Here is a 4,731-nt window from a genome sequence, read left to right as displayed (position 1 = left end):
CCCCCCCCCCCGTCCGGCTCCTCACCGATCCGCGGGCGCGGCGCGGGCGCTGAGCCGGCCTCCCGCGCGAGGGGACGGATCCCCGCCCGACCCGCAGGCGCCGGTGCGATCATGCGCTGACGTGATCCCGCCCGGAGGTCCGCCCGACCCGGAGGAGCACTCGTGACGCAGGAGGTGCAGTCGACCCGGCTGCGGTCGCTCGGGAGCGAGGCGTTCTTCGGGGCGACGGTGGTCGTCGCGGCGGCGTGGTCGGGCGCTCGGGCCTTCCAGCTCTACGGAGGGTGGGGCGTGGTGCTCGCGGTGGCCGCGGTGATCGTCGCGGGGCTCGGCTTCGGGCTCCGACGGCGCGTCGAGGAGCGGTGGTCCCGGCCGAGCCTCGAGAGGCTGCGGGCCGAGCATCCGGACGGCGGTGTCACCGCGGTGCTGAACACTCCGGAGACGCTGGCCTCACTGCGGACACTCGCGGTCGCCGGAGCCGCGGTCGACCTCCCGGCGTTGCGCGCGGCGAAGCCGGACCCCGTGCTGCTGACCGTCGTCACCGCGAGGGCGCTCTCGCTGTTCCGCGCCGACGCGGACCTCTCGCCGATCGCGTTCCTGCCCCTCACCGCCGGCGACGCCCCCGAGTCGGTGACGGGCTACCACCACGGTCACGCACTCGCGGCTCCCGTTCTCACGGTCCGGCAGCAGGGGACGCAGGAGCGGCTCGCCCTCTTCCCCGCCGACGGCGCGCGGACGATCACCGGTGTCCTCGGCCGCTGAGCGAGGCCCGCTGCGCATCGCCGGGAGTCTCCGCCCCGCGGCGGATCCGGCAGCGTCGCGCCGCGCGTAGCGTCGGGCGATGGACATGTCACTGCTCGGCACCAGCGTGATCGCCGCCCTGTGCGGGGCCGCGTATCTCGGAATCGCGATCCTCGCGGTCGCGCAGGTCCTCCGCTGCGGCCTCGATCCCCTGCGGAAGGGCCTGTGGACGATCGCCGTCGTAGTGGCGCCCTTCCTGGGGTCGATGGCGTGGTTCCTCGTCGGGCGGCCCGGAGCGCGAGCCTGAGACGCGGCTCTACATCGGTCCTGGGCCCGTGACCAGGATCGGGACAACGGACCCGGTATCCCGCCTGTGGAGGGAAGGACCACCGGCGAGCGCGGGCTCGCACATCACTGTCCGCGCGATTCCTGAGCCGAGCGACCAGCCCGCGCCGCCACCACGATCGTGACCAGGAGGCTCACGCACACGCGGAACAGATCGGAGCGGGGTCGTCTGCGCGCGGTCATCGCCGTCCTCCCTGTCAGAGGCCCGGAGTGCGCCCGACCCGTATCGGCGCCGTTCCGCCCTGCAGTGTGCCGTGCACCACCGCGCGATTCGTTGCAACCAACAACAAATACCCCGAGCACCCGGCAGAATGGACCAATGACCTCACGGAGCAACTGGGCGGGCACCTACGAGTACCGCGCCGCCGCCATCATCGAGCCGGAGTCCGTCGAGGAGGTGCAGCGCCTCGTCCGCGAGAACGAGCGCGTCCGCGCCCTCGGCAGCCGCCACTCCTTCAACTCCCTGCCCGACACCCCCGGCGCACTGCTGCACCTGGGGCGCCTGGCCTCCGACCCCGTGATCGACGCCGAGGCGAGCACCGTCACCGTCGGCGGCGCCACCCGATACGGCGTCGTCGCCGCGCACCTGCACAGCAACGGCTGGGCGCTGCACAACATGGGCTCGCTCCCGCACATCTCGGTCGCCGGCGCCATCGCGACCGGCACGCACGGCTCGGGCGACCGCAACGCGAACCTCTCCTCCGCCGTCTCGGCCCTCGAGCTCGTCACCGCCGACGGCTCGCTGCGCACGATCCGCCGCGGGGAGCCGGGCTTCGAGGGCGTCGTCGTCGGCCTCGGCGCCTTCGGCATCGTCACCCGCGTGACCCTCGACATCCAGCCGACCTTCGACGTCCGCCAGGACGCGTTCGTCGACCTGCCCTGGGAGCGCGTGCTCGACGACTTCGACGCGATCACCTCCTCCGCCTACAGCGTCAGCCTCATGACGCACTGGTCCTCGCCGACAGTGGAGCAGCTGTGGCTGAAGACCAAGGTGGCGGCGGGATCCGTCGCCGACGTCGACGCGACGCACCTGGGCGCGGTCGCCGCCTCCGCGAGCCTCTTCGCCGTCTCGGAGGGCGTCGACTCCAACCTGAACCCGTTCGGCGGCTCCGTCGGACCGTGGTCCGAGCGCCTGCCGCACTTCCGCCTCGACCGCGAGCCGAGCGCCGGCGACGAGATCCAGAGCGAGTACATGGTGCCGCGCGCGAACGTCCGCGAGGCGATCGTGGCGCTGCGCGCGATCGGCGAGCGGATCGACGACGTCCTGCTCATCACGGAGCTGCGCACCATGGCGGGCGACGACCAGTGGCTCTCCCCCGCCGGAGGCCGCGACAGCGTCGGCGTGCACTTCACCTTCAAGAAGGACCGCGCCGGCGTCGACGCCGTGCTCCCCGCCGTCGAGGGCGCGCTGCTGCCGCTCGGGGCCCGACCGCACTGGGGCAAGCACTTCCTCGCCGGAGCCGACGAGATCGCGCCGCTCTACCCGCACCTCGACGAGTGGCGCACCCTCCGCTCCGAGTGGGACCCCTCGGGCCGCTTCGCGAGCGACTTCCTCCGCGACCGCCTGCTCGGCTGAGCAGCACCCGCCCCGCGGGACCGGACAGGTTCCGCGGGACGGGGCTCACGGGACACGGCTCACGGGACGCGGCTCCCGGCGCGCGGCTCACGCAACGCGGCTCACGGCACGTGGATCACGGGACGCGGATCACGGGACGCGGCTCACGGGACACGGCTCCCGGCACGCGGCTCACGCAACGCGACTCACGGCACGTGGATCACGGGACGCGGCTCACAGGACGCGGCCCACGGCACGCGGCTCACGGCACGCGGCTCGCGCAGACGCGGCTCAGAACAGGCGGGCCGCATCGGCGGGCTCGACCAGGTCGCGCACCAGCGCCGGGATCCGCTTCCGGAACGGGAAGAACCCCCGCGACGCCGACGGCCACGCCGCACCGTCCCAGCGGCGGCGCACGGTGACGAGCGCGATCCCCTCGTCGGCGAGAGCCGAGCGGAGCGCCTCCACCCGCTCTCCGACGGGACCGACCGGCGCGTACGGAACGACCACGGTGTCGATCCGCTCGGAGACCGCCCAGTCGACGACCGACCCGGGACGCGCGTCCGCGAGCACCCGCGCCGACCGGCCGCTCGAGTCGGAGGTGCGCTCGGCGGCGTCGGCGAGCGCCGCAGCGGTGAAGGAGGCGACGGCGTCCGAGACCCCGGAGGGCGAGCGCCCGCCCGCGTCCCCGGCGACAGCGCACGCCACGAGGCGCTCAGCCAGACCCGGCTGCTCGGCGAGCAGGCTCTCCGCCTCGAGGTCCTCCTCGTGCAGCAGGAGGCCGGGGCGGGCGCCGAGGGTCCCGACGACGTCGTCACGCTCGAGCGGCGCCCGCGGCGGGAAGGGCTCCTCGGTGAGCGCGGGGGCCGTGGTGGCGAGTCCGCTCGGCGAGAAGCGCCCCTCCGTGTACCGGGCGATGTTGGAGGCGGAGGCCAGGTAGGTCTTGCCCGGCGTCTGCAGTCCGGCGACCCACCGCCAGGACAGGGTGTTGGACGCGGCGTCGCCGTCGAGCAGGTGCTGGTAGAAGAAGTCGGCGCCGAGCTGCCAGGGCAGTCCGAGGGTGAAGATCCAGATGCTCGCGAACCACATGCGGGTGTGGTTGTGGAGGTATCCGGTCTGGACGAGCTCGCTCACCCACGCGTCCATCGCGTCGATGCCGCTGCGTCCGCCGATCGCGTCGAGGTACCCGGGCGGAGGATCGCCCGCGGAGGACTCCGCGACCTCGCGGCGGTAGCGGCGCCAGACGTCCGGGTTCTGCTCGAGCCAGCCCTTCCAGTAGGTGCGCCAGAACACCTCCTGGACGAACTTCTCCGCGGCGGTCAGCCGGTGCCGCGCGAGGACCGCGGCGACGACCTCCCGCTCGGTGACGAGGCGGTGGCGGAGGTAGGGCGAGAGTCCGGAGACGTTGTCCCGGGACGGCCCGAGGTCGTGGTTGCGGTCGCGGGCGTAGGCGGAGCCGGCGCGGGTGACGAAGTCGTCGAGCGCCTCGAGACCGGCGGCTCTGGTCGGGATGAACATCGCCCCATCATCGGCGTCGGCCCGGTGAGAACACCGGCAGCGGGCTCGCGACTGCGCTCCGGGGACGGAGGCGCCCGCCGCGCGCTCGTCAACGGGGTGACCAGCCCCTCCGACCCGACGTAGCGTCGGGGGACGAGAGGGAGGCCGCCATGCCCCGCGAGGAACAGATCCCGTCCACCATCGAGCGCTCCGACGAGCACGCGCAGAAGCTCTGGTCGGCCGCGCACGACTCCGCCGTCGACAGCTACGGCGACGGCGAGCGAGCCCACCGCACCGCCTTCGCCGCACTGAAGCACGAGTACGAGAAGGTCGGCGACCACTGGGAGCGCAAGGCCGAGAGCGGCCCCTCCGACTCCCGCGCCGAGGGTCACGGCCGCTCCCCCGGGGGCGAGACGGCCGGCGGAGTGGACGCGAACGCCACGAAGGCGCACCTGATGGACCTCGCGAAGCGCCTGGACGTCTCCGGCCGCTCGCGCATGACGAAGGCCGAGCTCGTCGAGGCCCTGCAGCGCGAGAGCACCCGGCGCACGCGCGACGCGCGCTGACCTGCCCCTCCTCCCTCCTGCCCCTCCTCC

The 4,731-nt window shown here is 73.7% G+C and carries 5 protein-coding genes; 4 read left to right on the top strand and 1 reads right to left on the bottom strand.

The window, feature by feature from the left end:
* Positions 1–162: 162 nt before the first annotated feature.
* From C5D08_RS16490 to C5D08_RS16480, 3 genes are all read left to right on the top strand, one after another.
* Positions 163–759 (top strand): hypothetical protein, encoded by a 597-nt coding sequence (locus tag C5D08_RS16490; protein WP_104277935.1) that lies wholly within the window; start codon positions 163–165, stop codon positions 757–759.
* A gap of 79 nt (positions 760–838) precedes the next feature.
* Positions 839–1,045, top strand: a complete 207-nt coding sequence (locus tag C5D08_RS16485; protein WP_104277934.1) for a PLD nuclease N-terminal domain-containing protein — start codon at positions 839–841, stop codon at positions 1,043–1,045.
* A 357-nt stretch (positions 1,046–1,402) separates the two neighbouring features.
* Positions 1,403–2,659, top strand: a complete 1,257-nt coding sequence (locus C5D08_RS16480) for a D-arabinono-1,4-lactone oxidase (RefSeq protein WP_104277933.1) — start codon at positions 1,403–1,405, stop codon at positions 2,657–2,659.
* 270 nt (positions 2,660–2,929) lie between these two features.
* Here C5D08_RS16480 and C5D08_RS16475 read toward each other — a convergent pair whose 3' ends face one another.
* Positions 2,930–4,156 (bottom strand): FAD-binding domain-containing protein, encoded by a 1,227-nt coding sequence (locus tag C5D08_RS16475; protein WP_104277932.1) that lies wholly within the window; start codon positions 4,154–4,156, stop codon positions 2,930–2,932.
* 149 nt (positions 4,157–4,305) lie between these two features.
* Here C5D08_RS16475 and C5D08_RS16470 point away from each other — a divergent pair, with 149 nt between their 5' ends.
* Positions 4,306–4,701: a ChaB family protein gene (locus tag C5D08_RS16470; RefSeq protein ID WP_104277931.1), complete on the top strand. Its 396-nt coding sequence runs from the start codon at positions 4,306–4,308 to the stop codon at positions 4,699–4,701.
* Positions 4,702–4,731: the final 30 nt, after the last annotated feature.

Source organism: Rathayibacter sp. AY1B6, assembly GCF_002932755.1.
In the GTDB taxonomy this organism is placed as follows: Bacteria; Actinomycetota; Actinomycetes; order Actinomycetales; family Microbacteriaceae; genus Rathayibacter.
Note: the sequence above shows the minus strand (reverse complement) of the source record. Positions and strands in the feature narration are given on the sequence as shown.

What these genes read in the sequence shown, in the direction of transcription:
- C5D08_RS16475 (WP_104277932.1), bottom strand. Translation starts at nt 4,156, where the DNA reads ATGTTCATCCCGACCAGAGCCGCCGGTCTCGAGGCGCTCGACGACTTC.
- C5D08_RS16470 (WP_104277931.1), top strand. Translation starts at nt 4,306, where the DNA reads ATGCCCCGCGAGGAACAGATCCCGTCCACCATCGAGCGCTCCGACGAG.
- C5D08_RS16485 (WP_104277934.1), top strand. Translation starts at nt 839, where the DNA reads ATGGACATGTCACTGCTCGGCACCAGCGTGATCGCCGCCCTGTGCGGG.
- C5D08_RS16480 (WP_104277933.1), top strand. Translation starts at nt 1,403, where the DNA reads ATGACCTCACGGAGCAACTGGGCGGGCACCTACGAGTACCGCGCCGCC.